Origin of the sequence: Roseibium album (assembly GCF_965233825.1) — a bacterium.
In the GTDB taxonomy this organism is placed as follows: Bacteria; Pseudomonadota; Alphaproteobacteria; order Rhizobiales; family Stappiaceae; genus Roseibium; species Roseibium album.
In genome coordinates this window covers 3,028,526-3,046,607 of record NZ_OZ247583.1, presented here as the reverse complement: position 1 = coordinate 3,046,607, position 18,082 = coordinate 3,028,526, and the positions used below count along the sequence as shown (strand labels likewise).

Here is an 18,082-nt window from a genome sequence, read left to right as displayed (position 1 = left end):
TTGCCCCCATCATCGGAAAGCCAGGTCACGCAGGAACAGCGCAATCTGAGGAAAGAAGATCAGCGCGGCGGAGACGCACAGCAGAATGACCGTGAACGGGAAAATACCGCGAATGACATCAATGTAAGGCCGCTTGAATATGGCAATCGCCGTGAAGATGTCACATCCGAAGGGAGGTGTTGCGGAACCGATGGCAACCTGCAGCGTGATGATCGTGCCCACCAGCACTGGATCAAGTCCCACCGACTTCACGACCGGCGCAAAGATCGGCACCAGAATCAGGATCACCACGATCGGGTCGACGAACATGCAGCCAATGAAGAATGCAATCGAAATGACAGCCAGGACGCCGTGCGGTCCCATCTCCGTAATCCCGATACTCGCCAGGATCTGCTGTGGCACCTGCGCGAACGAAATCACCCAGGAAAAAGAGGCGCCAGCCCCCACAAGAATGAAGACAACGGCCGTGATCAGTCCGGTGGATTTCGCGATGGTGTACATTTCCGGCCATTTCAGGGACCTGAACACCACGAATTCGAGGAACACGGCATAGAGTACGCATACGGCCGCAGCTTCCGTCGGGCTGAAAACGCCACCGTAAATTCCACCGACGATGATCAGCGGAAATCCGAGTGGCCAGACCGCTCTCCTGACCGAGGCCAACCGCTCTCCCCAACTGGCCTTCGGCTCGGTCGGAACACCTTTTACCGTCGCATATATCATGCTGTAGGCGGAAAACAGCACGAGCAACAGAAGACCCGGCCCGATACCGGCAATGAACAATTCTGCAATCGACGTGCTGGAGATCACGCCATAGATGATCATGCCGATGGACGGCGGGATCAGAAAGGCGATGTCCGAGGCATTGATGATGAGTGCCAGGACAAACGAGTCCTTGTATCCGGCCTTGAGCATGCGCGGGCGCAGTGGCGAACCAACGGCAACGACAGTCGCCTGGGTCGATCCGGAAACAGCTCCGAACAGGGTACAGGCCGTTGCCGTGCTGACGGCAAGACCACCTTTGACATGACCGACAAACTTCATGACCATGTCGATCAATCTGCCGGCTGACTGTCCACGCGTCATGATGTCTGCCGCAAGGATGAACATTGGAACTGCAATCAGCGACGCCGGACGAATCCCCGCCATGATCTGCTGAACCATGAAGTCCGTCTTGCCGATATCACCGAACAGCATCATGAAGCCGGTAAACGTTGCGGCAAGCAGCGGTATCATCATGGGAAAGCCGAGCAGCAGCAGAACGACCATGATGAGAAAAATTGTGAGCGCCATCGGTCCTACCTCGTCAACCTCTAGACTTCGAACTCGTCGTCTTCGTAACCCTCAAGCACCTGGGTCGAGAGGTAGATATCCTTGTCGAAAATGTTCTTGACCGCGGTCAGCGCGTACTGGACGCCGGTCATGAAAAACCCGACAGGTACCCATAGAAAAATCCAGAAGACCGGAATGGCCAATGCGGGAAGAACCCGGCCCGAGGCCGCAACGCTGGTGATGTATCGGATCGCGAAAATGCAGAGCGCGAACATGGCCAGTGAGGTGACGCAGGCGATCAGGATCATCATGACCTTGCGGATGCGCGCAGGCATCATGTCGAAAATAGCCGACATCCGGATGTGGCGACCCTGTCGCGCGGCGTAACTGATGCCTGCAAACGTGATCAGGATGATCAGAATCCGGTTCAGTTCTTCTGAAAAAAACAAGCTGTGCTGAAACACGAACCGACCAACGACATTGATGACCGTGTTGGCTGCCATCAAAAGAACGCCGAATGCCAGCATGAAGGATTCAACACGGCTGACTGCCGTATCGAGCACCCCGAGAAAGCCGTTCATCTGATGTTGATCAGTGCTGTTGGGATCGTCGCTTTTCACCGTTCTCTCCAGCCGGTTCGTGACTCGCGGGAGGCTTGCAAACTGCTGCCTCCCGCACCAGAGCACCGGGTCGTTCAGGACCCGGTCAGTCGCGTGTTGCGTCCAGATCCGCTTTCATCTGGTCGAGGATGGCCTTGCCGCCCTCTCCGGTCATTTCGATGAACTTCGCCTCCACTTCGGCGGCCGCATTCTTGAAGCAGGCCCGCTCTTCGTCCGACAGGACAGTGATGGTCATTGCGGGTTTTGCTTCCTTGATCTTGTCAAGTTCGCTGTCCGCCAGGCTTTTCTGATATCCGACAATGTAGTCGAAGGCGGATGCGGCGGCGTCCTGGACGACCTTCTGCTCTTCGGCACTCAAACCATCATAGAACTGCTTGTTGGCCATCAGCGCGGTGGTGAAGTTGTTGTGGCCCGCATAGGTGATGTGGTCTGTCACTTCGTAGATCTTGGTGGAAAAGAGGAAGAACGTCGGGTTCTCCTGCCCCTGGATGATGTTGGTCTGCAAGCCGCCATAGACCTCGCCCCACGGCAACGGTGTCGGCGTGGCACCAAAGGCCTTGTAGGATTCCACCAGCAGCGGATTGGTCATCACGCGAAATTTGACTTCATCAAGATCCGCACAGCTCTTCACGGGTGACTTGGTGGTCATCGCCACCTCGCCTTCCGGATACATGGACAGGAGTTCCAGTCCCTGGTTTGCATAAAGACCGACGAAATCCTCGTTGATCGCCTTGGAATTCTTGAAGAAACGGCCGAGATGATCCTGATCGGTCGGAAGCAGGTAGGGAACAAAGAACACCTGTGCTTCGGGGATCAGGGCTCCGGTGAAACCGGGAGACTGGTTGACGAACTGAAGCAGGCCGGCCTGCGTCTGCTCCATGATGTCGGCGGACTCGCCCAGCGAGCCATAGGGAAACAACGTGATCGTATGATCGGAATTCGCTTCGACTGCTTCCTTGAACTTCGTGGCGTAAACTCCCTGCACGTCCGTCAGGGATTCCTCAAAGGCGTATTTCCAGTCAGCGGCGTGCGACAGGGTCGCACCGGCAAGAAGCATTGCCGTGCTGGCAAGGAGTGTTCTGAATTTGGTTTTCATGAATTTGACCTGCTTTTGCTGTTCCCTGGCCAACACGCCTTTCCAGACACACGGAGAGTGTCCGCGGAGATGACACTCAAGGCACATCCCATCGGCACCGGTCCGCACGAAAAGACGTGACAGCCGTTCAATTGAATTTCCGGGTTGTTGTTATTGCCTCAACTTGAAATGAGGACAATTAAGAGTCAATCAAAACATTAAATCATGACAATTTTAACATATAAACGCATTCAGAATGCCAGCAAGGCAGGCTCCGGAGGACTTTTGTAAAGGCGCGCGATCAGCTGCACGCCGCGTGCCAGCGCTTCCTCCTGTATGCCCCCTAGGCAAATACGGACACTGTGGTTGGCGGTGGTATCTGAAATGGCGAATGCAGAACCCGGTGCCACCGCGACACCTTTCTGCCTGGCATTGGCAACGAAAGCTTCCTCGGTCCAGGACCCCGGCAGCGGCAACCAGATGTGCATTCCGTTGGGACTCGCCCCAAACGGGATGCCGTCCAGAATCTTTGCCACCATCGCATTTCGCCGCCCCAGTGCGGCCTTCTGCCATGACAATAGTTCGTCCGCAGTTCCGTTTTCTATGAAGAGGGAAGCGATTTCCGCCATAATGGGCGTTGCCACCCAATCTGTTACCAGGTGACGATTGGCGGCGGCTGACGCCAGCAATTCGGGAACAACGAGATATCCGTGCCGAAGCCCGGGAAACAGGCACTTTGTAAAGCTTGTGAAATAGAACGTCCGCTCGGGCGCGAAGGCGGCGATCGGCGGCGGCCGGTCCGGCTGGATCGGTCCCCATGCGTCGTTCTCGATAATTGTGAAGTCATATTTGCGCGCAAGTGCGGCTAGCGCTTCCCGCCGGTCACTTCCCATCATGCGAGCCAGTGGATTCAAGCCGCTCGGCATGACATAGAGCGACTTCACCGGCTTGGATCTGCAGATTCTTTCGAGTTCGTCCGGCACGATGCCTTCATGATCGAGAGGAATGCCCTCCAGACGCAAATCCATGTATCTGGCGAGTGGAATGAGCGTGTGATGACACATGGCCTCCGTCAGCACGAGTTCGCCCGCATTCGCCGCCGTCATCAGCGCTGTCGTCATGGCCGGTGTCGCACCGTTCGTCATGATGATCGAGTCAGGTGCACAGCTGAGACCGCAGCGCGCCAGCCAGGCAATGGCCGCCCTCTTGAACGGCTGCAGCGCATTGGACGGCTTGAACGAGAAGATGGATGTATCAGCCAGAGTGTCTGAAAGCTCGGCAAAAGCCGCACTCATTCTTTCCCTGTGAACCGGCGCGGTCACGGGTTTGAGGATCGAAAGATCGACCAGTTGCCCGTCCTGACCTGCCGGGACGAAAGGCCAGTTCGATTTGGCTGGTCCCGAGCTGACAAACGTTCCCCGCCCGACCTGCCCTTCTATGAGGCCACGCCGGATGAGCTCGTCGTAGGCCCGGCTGATGGTCTGGACACTCAAATCAAGCTGATAGGCCAATTCACGATGCGTCGGAAGCCGTTCACCGACCCTCAGATCCCCGTTGTCGATCGCATCGGATATCAGGTCGGCGAGCGAGCGGTAGGCGGGACGTGGGATTGTTTCGGGGAAATTCTTCCATATTGTCATGATTTCATACTGACGATTTTCATAACAATTGACAAGTCAATTCATCCTGTTCATGGTCGCGCCATGATTGGGCTGAAACTCGACGATCGCGACCTGAAAATACTGTCCATCCTGTCCCGGGAAGGCAGATTGGCAAAGGCCGACCTTGCCAAACGGGTCAACCTGTCGCCGACACCGCTTTGGGAACGTCTGAAACGCCTTGAAAAAGCCGGTATCATTCGCGGGTACAGCGCCGAAATTTCCCTGAAGGGTGTTGCCGCCCATATCGAGGTTTTCGTGACTGTCGAGCTTGAAAACCACCGGGCGGAGAGCTTCCAGACATTCGAACGCACGATCAACCATCATGACGAGATCGTGGCCTGCTGGGCCATCGGTGGCGGGTTCGACTATGTTCTGCAAGTCATCACGAAGGATATAGACAGCTACCAGCGCCTGATCGACACACTGCTGGACGGCAAGATCGGTCTCGCCCGCTACTACACCTATGTCGTGACCAAACAGGTCAAACTTCGCGGTGCTCCCCCGTTTGGCATTCTGCTCGGCAATTCGCCCGGAGACGAAGCTGCTGGCAGTGACGGCAGTTAAGAAAAGATCGTCTGCCCCGGCGCATGTTTATGGTCGTTTCCTCCAGATCCGCGCTCTTACGATGCGGCCATGAAAACCGGAGGCCGGATCAATGGGAATGCCTGTTCACCAGGAAACGACAACATTTCATCTGAGGGACAAACGTCTTTTCCGTTCGTTTGCCTATGTCGACGGAAAGTGGATTGCGAACAGGGACGGAGAGACATTCCCGGTCCTTGATCCTGCAACGGGTGACCATGTCGGAGAAGTGGCGAAGCTGAGCGGTGCTGAAAGTCGCGATGCGGTCGATGCCGCGCACCGGAGTTTTGCCGCCTGGGCAAACCTGCTGCCGCAACAGCGGGCCACGATCCTGCGCCAGTGGTTCGAACTTATCCTGGAAAACCGCGAAGACCTTGCTCAGATCATGACGCTTGAGCAAGGCAAACCGCTGTCCGAGGCCCGGGGCGAGATCGACTACGGAGCGTCCTTTGTCGAATTCTACGCCGAGGAAGCCAAGCGTCCCAATGTCGAGGGCGTGACATCGCACCTGCCGGATGCCGAAGTCGAAGTCTGGCTCGAACCTGTGGGTGTTGCGGCTCTGATCACGCCGTGGAATTTTCCCAGTGCGATGGTCACCCGCAAAGCTGCGGCTGCGCTTGCAGCCGGGTGCCCCGTGGTCGTTCATCCCTCCGGGGAAACACCATATTCGTGCCTGGCCCTTGCCGAACTTGCCGAACGTGCGGGACTACCCGCAGGCGTCTTCAGCGTCATTACGGGTGATCCGTCGACAATCGTCGCGCCCTGGATGGAAGATGCCCGTGTTCGTGCGGTGTCCTTCACCGGGTCGACGGATGTCGGCAAGCTGCTTTACCGCCAGAGCGCGGGCACGATCAAGCGCATGGTTCTGGAACTTGGCGGCCATGCGCCGTTTCTCGTCTTTGCCGACTGCGACCTCGATCTTGCCGTGGACGAAGCGATCAAGGCAAAATTCGCGACCTCGGGACAGGACTGCCTTGGGGCCAACCGGTTTCTGGTAGAACGCCCGGTTTACGAGATTTTCTGCCAACGCCTGGCAGCCCGCACGCGTGAACTCACCGTCGGCGCAGGCTGGACTGATCCGGATATCGGTCCGCTGATGAACGCCGGGGCCGTGGAAAAGCAGGAAAGTCATGTTGCCGATGCAATCCAATCGGGCGCGCAGCTCCTTTGCGGTGGCAAGCGTCACAAGGCCGGACCGTTGTTTTTCGAACCCACAGTTCTGTGCGACGTTCCTGCCAGCGCCAGGATCATGAACGAAGAAACATTCGGGCCCGTTGCCGCCATTGCCCCGTTCGATGACGAGGTTGAAGCGCTCCAGCGGGCGAACGACACCGAATTCGGTCTGGTCGCCTATGTGCATACCAGCGACCCGCGACGGATATACCGGGCCAGCCGCCACTTGCAGTTCGGCATGGTGGCGGTCAACAGAACGAAAGTCACCGGGGCTCCGATCCCGTTCGGCGGAATGAAGCAGTCGGGCCTTGGACGGGAAGGCGCCCGGATGGGCATGGCAGAATTCATGGACGTCAAATATGTTTGCCGCGATTGGGCGTGACCAGACAACAACAAAGGACAGAATATGCTTCGCAACGACCAGCTCGATCAGTGGGATCGCGAGAATTTCTTTCACCCTTCGACCCATCTCGCCCAACATGCGCGCGGGGAAGCACACTCCAGGATCATTGAGACCGGATCAGGTGTTCACATAGAGGACCGGGACGGCAACAGGCTTCTGGATGCCTTTGCGGGCCTTTACTGCGTCAATGTCGGCTATGGCCGTCAGGAAATTGCCGAGGCGATCGCCGAGCAGGCCAGGAAACTTGCCTACTATCATGCCTATGTCGGCCACGGCACGGAAGCGTCGATCACCTTGTCAAAGATGATCCTGGACCGGGCTCCGGACAACATGTCCAAGGTCTATTTCGGGCTCGGCGGGTCCGACGCGAACGAAACCAACATCAAACTGGTCTGGTACTACAACAACATCCTCGGCCGTCCCGAAAAGAAGAAAATCATTTCACGCTGGCGCGGCTATCACGGGTCCGGACTGATGACAGGGTCGCTGACAGGACTTGAGCTCTTCCACAAGAAGTTCGACCTGCCGTTCGACAACGTGCTGCACACCGAAGCACCCTACTATTTCCGCCGGCCGGACCTGGCCATGAGCGAAGCGGATTTCGTATCGCACTGCGTCGCCGAACTGGAAGCCATGATCGAGCGAGAAGGTGCAGATACCATCGCTGCGTTCATCGGTGAACCGGCCATGGGCACTGGCGGGCTCGTACCCCCACCCAAAGGTTACTGGCAGGCGATCCAGCCGGTCCTCAAGAAGCACGATATTCTTTTGATCGCGGACGAAGTGGTCACAGGTTTCGGCCGTCTCGGCTCGATGTTCGGATCCGAACACTATGGCATCGAGGCCGACATCATCACCATTGCGAAAGGCCTGACGTCGGCCTACGCGCCGCTGTCCGGATCGATCGTGTCAAACAAGGTCTGGGATGTGCTGATGAAAGGGACAGACGAAACCGGTCCGATCGGTCACGGCTGGACCTATTCCGCCCATCCGATAGGCGCGGCGGCAGCCATTGCCAACCTGAAGCTGGTCGACGAACTCAATCTCGTCGAGAATGCCGGCGTGGTCGGATCACACTTTACTTCTGCGATGCGCGACGCCCTGGGTGATCATCCGAATGTCGGTGAAATCCGAGGCGAAGGATTATTGATGGCAGTGGAATTCGCCGAAGACAGGGAAACTCGCCGGTTCTTCGACCCGTCAAAGAAGATCGGGCCCACGATTGCAGGTGAACTCCTGAAAAACGGGGTTATTGCACGGGCAATGCCCCAGGGCGACATCATAGGCTTCGCCCCTCCGCTGTGCCTCACGGGCGCCGAAGCACAGCAGATCGTGGATGCCATGATGAAAAGCGTTGTATCGGTTCTTGGCCGCTGAGAATGCATTCACAGGTCTCCGGGGACACCCGGAGACCTGTTACCGGGTTGAGGGGTCACCATCTGACGCCACTCGCAGCATCGACGCCCTGTGTGTCAGCACCAGGCGCCGGACAAAGGCGACAACAAAAAGACCTGACAGGATCAGCACAATCGTCGGTGCCGGGGCGCTGTCGAGAAAGAAGCTTGCATATGTTCCGGCAAGCATCGACGCCATGCACACGAGGACGGAAACCCACAGCATCGTCCCGAATGTGCGCACCAGCAGAAAGGCGATGGCACCCGGGGCGATCAGAAGACCGATCGCGAGAATGAGCCCCGCAGCGGACAGGGTTGCCACGATTGTTAGCGAGAGTGCAGCCAGAAGACCATAGTGAAGCAGGTTGACCGGCAGTCCCGAGGCTTGCGCCTGGGCCGCATCGAAACTGTGCAGGACCAGGTCCTTCCACTTCAGAACAAGACCGGCACCGACCAGCGCGGCGATAACACCGGCCGTCAAGAGATCCTGCGTACCGACACCGAGCATGTTGCCGAACAGGATATGGTCCAGATGGGCGTTGGTTTCGACAGCGACATAGAGCACGATGCCGAGCCCGAACATGCCGGAAAACACCACACCCATCACTGTATCCTGCTTCACCCGGCTGTTTCCGGCGAGATATCCCGTTGCGAGCGCACAGATCATCCCAGCGGCGAAGGCACCGATCAGAAGCGGAATCCCGAAAATATAGGCAATCACGATGCCCGGCAGAATGGCGTGGCTGACCGCATCGCCCATCAGCGCCCAGCCTTTCATGACCAGGAAACACGAAAGCAGGGCCGTTGGAACCGAAACGATGATGCAGATCAGGAAGGCGTTCAGCATGAAGGGAAACTTGAAAGGCAGCAGAAGCGTGTCGAGGTCCATCAGATCGTCTCCCCCTTTTCCTGTCGGCCGGATACCCACTCAGGAGGCATCGTTGAATCTGCCGGCCCGTTTCGCAGGGCATCCGCCGCCTTCCGGCGGGCCGCCAGCAATCCGTGCTTGGGAGCCAGCAGGAAAGCGACCAGGAAAATCAGTGTCTGCAGCGTCACGATGATGCCACCGGTTGCCCCGTCGAGGAAATAGCTGACATAGGCACCGGCAAAGCTTGTCAGCGCGCCGATAGCAACAGAGAGCGCGATCAGGCGCGGGAACCGGTCGCACAGGAGATAGGCCGTCGCACCGGGCGTAACGACCATTGCGATTACCAGAAACGCGCCGACCGTTTGCATGGCGGCCACGACGGAGGCAGACAGCAGAACGAAGAAGACCGCCTTGAGCAATCCCGGTCTCAGCCCGATCGAACGGGCATGGTTCTCATCGAAGAAGGTGACCATCAGGTCCTTCCACTTGGCAAGCAGAACCGCCAGCGACACGAAACCGATAATGGCAAGTTGCAGGGTATCTTCCGGTGTGATGGCCAGAATATTGCCCATGGTGATGGTCTGAATGGAGACCGACATCGGGTTGACGGAGACAATGAAAAGCCCCAGTCCAAAAAAGGACGTGAAGATCAATCCGATGATGACATCGACCTTCAATCCGGACCGTTCGGAAAGAAACAGCATGGCTCCGGCCGCAAGGCCACCTGCGATAAACGCGCCGAGTGAAAATGGCAGGCCGATGATATAGGCCCCGGCGACACCGGGAACCACGGAGTGAGACAGCGCATCTCCGATCAGCGACCAGCCCTTCAGCATCAGATATGCGGACAAAAACGCACAGACGCCGCCCACAAGCGCCGACACCCACATGGCGTTGACCATGTAGTTATAGGCAAACGGTTCCAGGAGGGCTGCCATCAGCTGCCGCCTTCGGTCGTCTGGGTTTCATCGCCGTACTGAACAAAGGGACGTTCGTCATCAGTCAGGATGGTTACCTTGCGCTGGTCGCCGTCGGTATGGAGCGTCTGATCGGAAATCGTGAAGTGTCGCAGGACGCCGCCGAAAGCCTGCTCCAGATTTTCACGGGTGAAAGTCGTTTGCGTTTCGCCGTAGGCCAAGACAGTTCCCTTCACCAGCACGGTCCGGTCGCAGAATTCGGGCACCGAGCCCAGATTGTGCGTTGAGACGAGCATCACCCTGCCCTCGTCACGCAATTCCTTCAACAACGCGACGATCTGTTCCTCTGTCTTGACGTCAACGCCGGTAAACGGCTCGTCAAGCAATATGACCTGCCCGTCCTGCGCCAGGGCCCGGGCAAGAAACACGCGCTTGCGCTGGCCGCCGGACAACTCGCCGATCTGACGGTGCCGGAAATCCTGCATGTTGACGCGCATGAGTGCCTGGTCGACGGCTTCATGATCGGATTTTCTGGGACGGCGAAAAAAGCCCATATGGCCGTATCGGCCCATCATGACCACATCCTCGACCAGAACCGGAAAGGACCAGTCAACTTCCTCGGACTGCGGAACATAGGCGACAAGGTTCTTGCGAAGCGCATCACGAACCGGAAGGCCTAAAATTCTGATCCTGCCTCTGGCAGCTGGAACGAACCCCATGATGGCCTTGAAAAGCGTCGACTTTCCTGCGCCGTTGACCCCGACCAGTGCAGTCACCGTACCTTTTGGAATGGCAAAGCTGGCATTCCAGAGCGCGGTATGGCCGTTCCGGTAGGTGACTGTGACATCTTCAGCAGAAATTCCGCCGGAATCCGCTGTCGCGGTCGCATCCATTTCCGGGTCCTTGACGATTTGAAGCACGGGCCACCTATTAAAGAGCTTTATTCGACACTTAACAATCACGACCTCGCAGCACGTGGTTGCGAGGCTCCAATCCGTTCGTCAGTTGCCGGCTGATTTCAGTCCGTCCGCAACCGTTCCGGCGGTCACCTTCAACAGATCCAGGTAAGTCGGCACTTTGCCGCCGGGCTCGCTCAGGGAATCGACATAGAGCTCGCCGCCGTAGCTGGCCCCGGTTTCGCGCGCGACCTGCTTTGCCGGCGAGGTATTCACAGTGCTTTCGCAGAAGACGACAGGTATCTCGTTCTCGCGCACACCGTCGATGACGGATCGCACCTGTTGCGGGGTGCCGACCTGGTCGGCATTCATCGGCCAGAGATAGAGTTCCTTCATGCCGAAATCGCGGGCCAGATAGCTGAAAGCGCCCTCGCAGGTGACAAGCCAACGCTGTTCTTCCGGGATCTCGGCAACGGCCTCACGCAGCGGTTCGATTGTCGCGCGGAGCTGCTCCTTGTAGGCAGCGGCATTCTTCTCGTAAGTCGCTGCGTTCTCCGGATCCTGTTCCGAGAACGCCTTGACGATGTTGTCGATGTAGACGAGCGCATTGTCGAGCCCCATCCAGGCATGGGGATTTGGCTTGCCTTTGTAGGAGCCGGATCCAATGGAGATCGGATCGATGCCGTCAGTCAGCGTTGCCGAGGGGATATCTCCCAGATTGGAGATGAACTGCTCGAACCAGAGTTCCAGGTTCATACCGTTCCAAAGGATCAGGTCGGCACCGGAGGCACGCACGATATCCTGCGGTGTCGGCTGATAGCCGTGAATCTCTGCACCTGGTTTGGTGATGGACACCACCTCGGCGGTCTCTCCAGCTACGTTGCTCGCGATATCTGCAAGCACGGTAAAGGTGGTCACAACCTTCATCTTGTCCGCGGCAATCGCGCCGGACGCTATGGTCGCCGTGAGCGCAGTCATGGACGCAGCCAGCACGAATTTCTTGAGCATTCTGATCTCCTGAGAGGGAATTTCGTTCCTCCTGCAACTGATATTGCAAATCATTTGCATCTGTCAAGCTTGTTGCGAATGATTTGCATTAAATGAGTTCGTGTTGACGGAGGCTGGCACGGGCCGCGGCCGGTGGAAACCTCAGACCAGATGGACCTCTGAACTAAAGCCGCTCACAACGCGTAGATGATTTCCGCAGCCCGGACCGCTGCAGAAGCACGGTTCTCAACACCCTGTTTCACAAAGATCTGCTCCAGATGCTTGTTGACGGTGCGCGGTGACAATCCAAGAATTTCGCCGATATCCTTGTTGGACTTGCCCTTTGCGATCCAGATCAGCACTTCAGCTTCGCGCCGCGTCAGACCAAACCGATCCTGGAGTGCCTTGACCTGTCCGGCTTCATCTTCGGTGGTGAGGCGAAAGAGATTCTCGTCCGGACCAACCCGACCAAGCGGATGCAATTGTACTGTCAGGGTCTCCGACAACCCGAGCACGAAGCTCTTTTGCGGGACTTCGGAGTGTGCTGCCTCACCAAGCCATTCCCCCAACGCCCTGCCCAAGTGCAAGAGACTCGTGTCGCCGTCTCCCGTCCGGCTCAACAGCGAGTGGATCTGAGGCGTCGACCAGAGGATGTTGCCTTCAGCGGTCACCGCCACCAGATGGCGACCGGCCGCATCCAGGGCAACATGTGCACTTTGTACCGAACGGGCATTCTTCAGATGTACGTTGATCCTTGCCTTCAATTCGTCGACGGCGATCGGCTTGGTGAGGAAGTCGACGCCGCCTGCTTCAAGCGCCCTGACGATGTGTTCCGTTTCCGACAGCCCGGTCATGAATATGACCGGAACATGCTGCAACACCGGATTGATCTTGATCTTCTTGCATGTCTCGAACCCGTCCAGCCCCGGCATGACCGCATCCATCAATATGGTGTCGGGAACCACTTTCGAGCAGACCGACAGCGCCGCCTCGCCGCTGGTTGCCACCAGGACAGCGATTCCTGTCTTCTTCAGGGCTTCGGTCACAAACCCGAGGGTTTCGGGGCTGTCGTCAACCACCAGCACCGTATCGCGGCGATCATCCGTCATTGGTTTCCAATTCGCTCAATGTGTCCCGATAGGCGTCGAAATCAAACCGGTTGAGATGGCCGTGAAGGGCATCAACCAGTGGACGATGCTCCGGAGTGCCCGCGAGTTCCGTGAGTTTGGCCTCGATGCCTTCCACATATCCGATCTCGGCAAGCGAGATCAGATCGGCAACATGCCTTTGCCCGGGCGACCGGAATCTGGTCACTGCCGGCCTGTCCACGTGACCGGAATTCGGAGTTTCGGTCCAGGTCAAGCCAAGGCTGTTTTGCAACAGGTCGAGAAGACGGCCGATGTCGAAAGGCTTTCCAAGCGAGCCGTCGTGCAGCGCCGGACCATCTGGGCGCAGGGACTGGTCGCCGATATTTGCAGACAGCATGATGATCGGTGCAACGTCTTTTCTGTCCCGGAGAGCCCGGGCGAGTTCCCACCCGTTCATTCCCGGCATCAGGATATCTATGAGATAGAGATCGGGTTTCAGATCACTGATATTCGCAAGACAAATTGAACCGTTTTCCGCCTCGAGCAGTGTGAAGCCGATCGGCTCCAGAACCTCGCGCACCAGTGCACGGTGTTCCGGGTTGTCATCCACGACTGCAATTGTCTTGCGGGTGCCCCGGTATCCCCTCACCTGGCGTTCGAGGCGCACGGCGTCCACGGGTCGATCGACGGCCGCCAGCATAAGCCGGACCTCGAAAGAAGCGCCCTGCCCCAGTTCACTCGCCAGAGCCACGGCACCACCCATCGATTCCGTAAGCAGCTTGGTGATCGTCAGTCCGAGACCAAGGCCTGGCGCCTTGCGGCCACTGGCAGCCTTGCTGCGCTCGAAAGGTTCGAAAATCTTCGCCTGTTCTTCCAGCGCGATGCCTGGGCCGGTATCGGACACCACGAAACTGGCGACTTGCGAGCGATAACCGACACGGAGCGAGACGCTGCCACTGTCCGTGAACTTGATGGCGTTGGACAACAGATTGACCAGGATCTGGCGTAGACGCTTTTCGTCGGTCCGGACAAAGACCGGCAGGTTCCGTGGTTTTTCAAAGGAAAACCCAAGTCCTTTTGCGCTTGCCTGCATGCGGAACATGTCGACGATCTGGTCGAGAAATCCATGAATATTGATTTCGTTGGAATAGATCTGCAGCCGGCCGGCCTCAATTCTGGAGATATCCAGCAGGCCATCGATCAGGCCGGACAGGTGCTCTGCACTGCGGCGGATCGTACCGACTGCGGGCCTTCTTGCCTGTGGTAACGTTTCGTCCCTCTCCAAAACCTGCGCATAGCCGAGCACCGCATTGAGCGGTGTCCTGAGCTCGTGGCTCAGGCCAACGACGTAGCGGCTTTTGGCAATATTGGCCGCTTCAGCGTCTTCCTTTGCCTTCTGGAGTGCGGCGTCCGTGACACTGTGTGCGTCGATTTCCTTTTGAAGCAGAGCGTTCTGACGGGCAGATTCCTCTTCGGCGACCTGCCGCGTATCATGGGCCAGCACCAGAAACCAGCAGGCAATACAGGCCACAATGGCAAACACGAAGAAGATCAGCGACACGGTTTGGGCGATGAGGCCTGTCGGGTCATCAAGCCGACTCGCCGCCTGGGCGTAGATGATCCAGAGGACAAGGCCTATTCCCGTTACAGCTAGAACAGAGGTAACCGCGTAGCGGCCAAGACGGGAACGAAGACTGTCGAGTACCGCATCTGGCAGGAATACAGCCGCGACGGACCCGACCTGATGGGTAATACGGGCGTTCGGCTTGCAGGAATCATGACAACGGGCATCCAGGGAACAGCAAAGCGAGCAGATCGGTGACTGATAGGCCGGACAATAGGCCATGTCTTCCGGTTCGAACGGATTTTCGCAAATGGAACAGGCGATATGGTCCCTGTCCTGCCAGTGCGCACGAGGCTTTCGTGCCAGATAGAATTTTCCTTTGGTCGCGAATGCAATGACGGGCGCCGCGACGAAGGCGACCGCCATCGCCAGAAATGTCGCGAGTGCAGCGGCAATATCGCCAAACAAGCCGAAATGCGCTGCGATAGCCAGCCCGGCGGCAAGCAGCATGGCTCCTGTTCCGACCGGATTGATGTCAAAGAGATGCGCTCGCTTGAACTCGATACCCGGCGGAGAAAGACCAAGCGGCTTGTTGATGAAGAGGTCCGCTGAAATTGAAGACAGCCACGCCATTGCAATGATGGAAAAGATGCCAAGCGTTTCTTCCAGAAGCTTGTAGATGCCGAGTTCCATCAAAAACAGCGCAATACCAACGTTGAACACCAGCCAGACAACACGTCCGGGATGTGAATGGGTCAGCCTCGAAAAGAAATTCGACCAGGCAAGCGAGCCGGCATAGGCATTCATCACGTTGATCTTGAGCTGTGCGACGACGACGAAAGCCGCCATCAGCAACAGGACGACGGTTTCGCTCGGGATCATGTAGCCGAATGCCACCGCATACATCCGCGACGGCTCGTCGGCGTGTTCGACCGGAACGCCGTGCGAGAGCACGAGCACGGCGAGGAACGATCCGGCGATCATCTTCGGAGCTCCCAGGATCACCCAGCCCGGCCCGGCGAGAAACAGGGCCAACCGGTGACGCCGGCCGGCGAAATCTTCCGCAGGAAGGAAGCGCAGGAAATCGACCTGCTCTCCGATCTGCGCCATCAGCGCAAGAATAACCGCGGTTGCCGCACCGAAACTGACGAGATTGATGTTGTTCCAACCACCCGGTTCCAGGCGCTGCGCTTGAGTTATCGGGTCGATTCCGGAAAACGAGAGCCATTGCCCGACCGATTGCCAGTCGGTAAACGCGATGAAAATGAACGGCAGGATGTTCAGGATGATCCAGAATGGTTGCGTCGCCAGCTGAAACCGGCTGATCCAGGTTACACCATGGGTGACCAGTGGAATGACGGCAACCGCGCTGATTATGTAGCCGAGCCAGAGCGGCACGCCGAATGCGAATTCCAATGCACTCGACATGATCGAGGCTTCAATTGCAAAAAGAATGAAGGTGAAACTTGCATAGACAAGCGATGTGATCGTTGAACCGATATATCCAAAACCCGCACCACGCGTCAGCAGATCAATATCGACGCCATACCGCATCGCGTAGCGGCTGATCGGCAGGCCGACGATCAACAGCACCAGGCTTCCGACAAGGATCGCCAAAAATGCATTTGCGGTTCCGTGCGACAACGTTATCGCACCGCCGATCGCTTCAAGCGCCAGAAAGGAGATGGCCCCAATCGCGGTCTGGGAGATCGCACGGGAGGAAAACCGGCGCGCGCCCTTGGCCGTGAAACGCAGGGCATAGTCTTCCAGCGTCTGGTTGTTGACCCATTTGTTGTACTGGCGCCGAATGGGCAGGATGCGCTGACGGGCGGTCATTTCAGACCAATCGCCCGAATTGACGCCAGTTGCATAAATTTTTGGCAACTCACGGTCAGAATTGCCCCGTTTTCCAACCTGTTTCTCATTGGCTTTCCTGCAGAGCACGATTCATGCCGAACGGCACAAATGCCCGCCAGAGCGCGCCACCGGCGACTTACGTCAATTGACGTATGTTGCGGTGCAATGTTTCCGGCGCACGATCTTTCCCCGGTGGCGGCAGTCCTTCCAGCCGCCTTGCACCGGCCGGGAACCGGTGTCTCTTATCAAGGGGAAATTACATGAAAAACACTCTCACAAAACTCGCGCTGGCAGGCCTGATGGCCTCCACAATGATCGGCAGCGCAGCTGCTCAGGAAGACACCATCAAGGTCGGTGTTCTCCATTCGCTGTCCGGCACGATGGCGATTTCGGAAACAACGCTTAAGGACGTCATGCTGATGCTCATCGAAGAGCAGAACAAAAATGGCGGACTTCTTGGAAAGCAGCTTGAAGCCGTCGTCGTCGACCCTGCTTCGGATTGGCCGCTTTTTGCTGAAAAGGCACGCGAACTGATAGAAGTGAACGAAGTCGACGCCGTGTTCGGTGCCTGGACCTCCGTGTCTCGCAAGTCCGTTCTTCCGGTCTTTGAGGAACTGAACTCCCTGCTGTTCTATCCGGTGCAGTACGAGGGCGAAGAATCCCAGCGGAACGTCTTCTATACGGGCGCTGCTCCGAACCAGCAGGCAATCCCTGCTGTTGATTACCTCATGAATGAAGAAGGCGTCGAGCGCTGGGTCCTGGCCGGTACAGACTATGTCTATCCGCGCACGACCAACAAGATCCTGGAAGCCTACCTGAAATCCAAGGGTGTTGCTGAAGAAGACATCATGATCAACTACACGCCGTTCGGACACTCCGACTGGCAAACGATCGTCTCCGACATCAAGACTTTCGGCTCGGCCGGCAAGAAAACCGCAGTGGTCTCCACGATCAACGGTGACGCAAACGTCCCCTTCTACAAGGAACTGGCAAACGCCGGCATCAAGGCGGAAGACATTCCGGTCGTCGCCTTCTCGGTTGGGGAAGAAGAACTCGCCGGTCTCGACACCGGTCCGCTGGTCGGACACCTCGCCGCCTGGAACTACTTCCAGTCCGCAGATACCGACGCCAATGCCGAGTTCATCGACGCCTGGCACGCCTTTATCGGTGACGAAGAGCGTGTGACAAACGATCCGATGGAAGCCCACTTCATAGGTTTCAACATGTGGGTAGAAGCCGTTGAAAAGGCGGGAACAACCGACCCGGATGCCGTGATCGACTCCATTGTCGGTGTTTCCGTGCCGAACCTGACGGGTGGGTACTCGGCAATGATGCCAAACCACCACATCACCAAGCCCGTGCTGATCGGCGAAATCCAGGATGATGGCCAGTTCGAAACAGTCTGGGAAACATCCGGTCTCGTCGTCGGCGATGCCTGGTCCGACTACCTGGAAGGTTCCAAGGACCTGATCTCCGACTGGCGTGCTCCGATGTCCTGCGGCAACTTCAACACTGTTACGGGCAAGTGCGGAGGCTCCGGATCCTAACAGGGAAAACGGTGTCGGGGCGGGTTCGAATGACCCGCCCCTGACCGGTATTCATCCCGGTCAGTCAAACACGATCCCGGGATCCAGCGGTCGCCGACCCGGACTACTGGACCCCGGCTTTCGCAGGGATGACGGGAAACCGGCCGACGACTGTCGCCGGGCGACAATTCCCGCAATT

Annotated in this window: 14 protein-coding genes; 4 read left to right on the top strand and 10 right to left on the bottom strand. The window is 57.5% G+C overall.

All coding sequences use genetic code 11. The features are described from left to right. Window positions 1–9: 9 nt before the first annotated feature. The 4 genes from ACO6TI_RS14075 to ACO6TI_RS14060 form a co-directional block, all read right to left on the bottom strand. The gene (locus tag ACO6TI_RS14075; RefSeq protein ID WP_104703359.1) at window positions 10–1,293 is read right to left on the bottom strand and encodes a TRAP transporter large permease subunit; all 1,284 of its coding nucleotides are present in this window, start codon (window positions 1,291–1,293) and stop codon (window positions 10–12) included. A gap of 20 nt (window positions 1,294–1,313) precedes the next feature. Beyond that, window positions 1,314–1,892 carry a TRAP transporter small permease gene (locus ACO6TI_RS14070; protein WP_235808840.1) on the bottom strand — a complete coding sequence of 193 codons (579 nt, stop codon included), beginning with the start codon at window positions 1,890–1,892 and terminating at the stop codon, window positions 1,314–1,316. A gap of 85 nt (window positions 1,893–1,977) precedes the next feature. Next, complete coding sequence (dctP, locus tag ACO6TI_RS14065) at window positions 1,978–2,988, bottom strand: TRAP transporter substrate-binding protein DctP (RefSeq protein ID WP_055112688.1); 1,011 nt, start codon at window positions 2,986–2,988, stop codon at window positions 1,978–1,980. A 230-nt stretch (window positions 2,989–3,218) separates the two neighbouring features. Continuing rightward, a complete protein-coding gene (locus tag ACO6TI_RS14060; RefSeq protein ID WP_422385133.1) occupies window positions 3,219–4,607 on the bottom strand; it encodes a PLP-dependent aminotransferase family protein in 1,389 nt (462 codons plus the stop codon). Window positions 4,608–4,670: 63 nt separating this feature from the next. Between ACO6TI_RS14060 and ACO6TI_RS14055 the strand changes: the two genes are divergently transcribed. From ACO6TI_RS14055 to ACO6TI_RS14045, 3 genes are all read left to right on the top strand, one after another. Continuing rightward, window positions 4,671–5,192 (top strand): Lrp/AsnC family transcriptional regulator, encoded by a 522-nt coding sequence (locus ACO6TI_RS14055; protein ID WP_173937345.1) that lies wholly within the window; start codon window positions 4,671–4,673, stop codon window positions 5,190–5,192. Between the two features lie 97 nt (window positions 5,193–5,289). After that, window positions 5,290–6,765, top strand: a complete 1,476-nt coding sequence (locus ACO6TI_RS14050; protein ID WP_422385132.1) for an NAD-dependent succinate-semialdehyde dehydrogenase — start codon at window positions 5,290–5,292, stop codon at window positions 6,763–6,765. Between the two features lie 24 nt (window positions 6,766–6,789). Beyond that, window positions 6,790–8,163: an aspartate aminotransferase family protein gene (locus tag ACO6TI_RS14045; RefSeq protein ID WP_422385131.1), complete on the top strand. Its 1,374-nt coding sequence runs from the start codon at window positions 6,790–6,792 to the stop codon at window positions 8,161–8,163. 39 nt (window positions 8,164–8,202) lie between these two features. On the opposite strand, the gene ACO6TI_RS14040 is transcribed toward ACO6TI_RS14045, so the two are convergent. From ACO6TI_RS14040 to ACO6TI_RS14015, 6 genes are all read right to left on the bottom strand, one after another. Further along, window positions 8,203–9,069, bottom strand: coding sequence for a metal ABC transporter permease (locus ACO6TI_RS14040; protein ID WP_422385130.1), 867 nt, complete (start codon window positions 9,067–9,069; stop codon window positions 8,203–8,205). Beyond that, window positions 9,069–9,986 carry a metal ABC transporter permease gene (locus tag ACO6TI_RS14035; protein ID WP_196877725.1) on the bottom strand — a complete coding sequence of 306 codons (918 nt, stop codon included), beginning with the start codon at window positions 9,984–9,986 and terminating at the stop codon, window positions 9,069–9,071. Before ACO6TI_RS14035 ends, ACO6TI_RS14040 begins: the two co-directional genes overlap by 1 nt. Then, the gene (locus ACO6TI_RS14030; RefSeq protein ID WP_422385129.1) at window positions 9,986–10,858 is read right to left on the bottom strand and encodes a manganese/iron ABC transporter ATP-binding protein; all 873 of its coding nucleotides are present in this window, start codon (window positions 10,856–10,858) and stop codon (window positions 9,986–9,988) included. The genes ACO6TI_RS14035 and ACO6TI_RS14030 overlap by 1 nt, the downstream gene beginning before the upstream one ends. A gap of 108 nt (window positions 10,859–10,966) precedes the next feature. Beyond that, window positions 10,967–11,839, bottom strand: a complete 873-nt coding sequence (locus tag ACO6TI_RS14025) for a metal ABC transporter substrate-binding protein (protein ID WP_281926600.1) — start codon at window positions 11,837–11,839, stop codon at window positions 10,967–10,969. Between the two features lie 203 nt (window positions 11,840–12,042). Then, entirely contained in the window at window positions 12,043–12,957 is a 915-nt protein-coding gene (locus ACO6TI_RS14020; RefSeq protein WP_055111645.1) for a DNA-binding response regulator, read from the bottom strand. Further along, complete coding sequence (locus ACO6TI_RS14015; protein ID WP_196999203.1) at window positions 12,947–16,336, bottom strand: ATP-binding protein; 3,390 nt, start codon at window positions 16,334–16,336, stop codon at window positions 12,947–12,949. Before ACO6TI_RS14015 ends, ACO6TI_RS14020 begins: the two co-directional genes overlap by 11 nt. A gap of 320 nt (window positions 16,337–16,656) precedes the next feature. On the opposite strand from ACO6TI_RS14015, the gene urtA reads away from it, so the two are divergent. Further along, window positions 16,657–17,904, top strand: coding sequence for an urea ABC transporter substrate-binding protein (gene urtA / locus ACO6TI_RS14010; RefSeq protein ID WP_422385311.1), 1,248 nt, complete (start codon window positions 16,657–16,659; stop codon window positions 17,902–17,904). The last annotated feature ends 178 nt before the right edge of the window (window positions 17,905–18,082 follow it).

Excerpts from the sequence above, each read along its gene's own strand:
- ACO6TI_RS14075 (WP_104703359.1), bottom strand. The coding sequence starts at position 1,293 with ATGGCGCTCACAATTTTTCTCATCATGGTCGTTCTGCTGCTGCTCGGC.
- dctP (WP_055112688.1), bottom strand. The coding sequence starts at position 2,988 with ATGAAAACCAAATTCAGAACACTCCTTGCCAGCACGGCAATGCTTCTT.
- ACO6TI_RS14060 (WP_422385133.1), bottom strand. The coding sequence starts at position 4,607 with ATGACAATATGGAAGAATTTCCCCGAAACAATCCCACGTCCCGCCTAC.
- ACO6TI_RS14055 (WP_173937345.1), top strand. The coding sequence starts at position 4,671 with ATGATTGGGCTGAAACTCGACGATCGCGACCTGAAAATACTGTCCATC.
- ACO6TI_RS14050 (WP_422385132.1), top strand. The coding sequence starts at position 5,290 with ATGCCTGTTCACCAGGAAACGACAACATTTCATCTGAGGGACAAACGT.
- ACO6TI_RS14045 (WP_422385131.1), top strand. The coding sequence starts at position 6,790 with ATGCTTCGCAACGACCAGCTCGATCAGTGGGATCGCGAGAATTTCTTT.
- ACO6TI_RS14040 (WP_422385130.1), bottom strand. The coding sequence starts at position 9,069 with ATGGACCTCGACACGCTTCTGCTGCCTTTCAAGTTTCCCTTCATGCTG.
- ACO6TI_RS14035 (WP_196877725.1), bottom strand. The coding sequence starts at position 9,986 with ATGGCAGCCCTCCTGGAACCGTTTGCCTATAACTACATGGTCAACGCC.
- ACO6TI_RS14030 (WP_422385129.1), bottom strand. The coding sequence starts at position 10,858 with ATGGATGCGACCGCGACAGCGGATTCCGGCGGAATTTCTGCTGAAGAT.
- ACO6TI_RS14025 (WP_281926600.1), bottom strand. The coding sequence starts at position 11,839 with ATGACTGCGCTCACGGCGACCATAGCGTCCGGCGCGATTGCCGCGGAC.
- ACO6TI_RS14020 (WP_055111645.1), bottom strand. The coding sequence starts at position 12,957 with ATGACGGATGATCGCCGCGATACGGTGCTGGTGGTTGACGACAGCCCC.
- ACO6TI_RS14015 (WP_196999203.1), bottom strand. The coding sequence starts at position 16,336 with ATGACCGCCCGTCAGCGCATCCTGCCCATTCGGCGCCAGTACAACAAA.
- urtA (WP_422385311.1), top strand. The coding sequence starts at position 16,657 with ATGGCCTCCACAATGATCGGCAGCGCAGCTGCTCAGGAAGACACCATC.